The following is a 530-nucleotide window of genomic DNA, read 5'->3' as shown; positions in this document are numbered from 1 at the left end:
TTCCATTTGAAGATAGTAGTTTTCTTTTCTTAGTTTTTCTAATTCACTTAGATCTTCTTTTACTTTACTATTTTTGTTTTTTAGATTTTTGTTTTTATCTGTACTTGGCATATTTGAAGGTCTACCTCTCTTTTTTGCTTTTAGTCCTTCAATCCCTTCTTCTCTAAATTCTGTTACCCATCTAGCTATTATGCTTGGGTTATTAATTTTCAGTTCATTAGCAAGACTTTGATAGGACATTTCTCCTGTTAAGTACAAGTCTACTACATTTAGTTTGAAGTCTAAAGAGTAATTATTATTTTTTCTTTTTACTTTTAGTCCATCATAGCCTTGAGATTCATAAGCATTAACCCAAGTTCTAACAGCAGAACTATCTTGTATAGAGTATTTTTTTGCTAATTCTCTGTAGCTTATTTTTCCTTCAAGATATTCTTTTACTACTTTCGTCTTAAATTCTGTTTTGTATTTTGCCATTAAAAAACTGACCTCCTTAAGTTGGTTTGTTAGTCCAACTTTTGGGGGTCAGTTCA

At 30.0% G+C, this 530-nt stretch carries 1 protein-coding gene; it reads right to left on the bottom strand.

Annotation, left to right across the window (positions count from 1 at the left end; translation table 11 throughout):
- On the bottom strand, window positions 1-474 hold a 474-nt coding region (locus HMPREF2801_RS00050), incomplete at its 3' end, for a helix-turn-helix domain-containing protein (RefSeq protein WP_070609831.1).
- Window positions 475-530: the final 56 nt, after the last annotated feature.

The organism is Peptoniphilus sp. HMSC062D09 (assembly GCF_001811425.1).
GTDB lineage: Bacteria > Bacillota > Clostridia > Tissierellales > Peptoniphilaceae > Peptoniphilus_A.
Note: the sequence above shows the minus strand (reverse complement) of the source record. Positions and strands in the feature narration are given on the sequence as shown.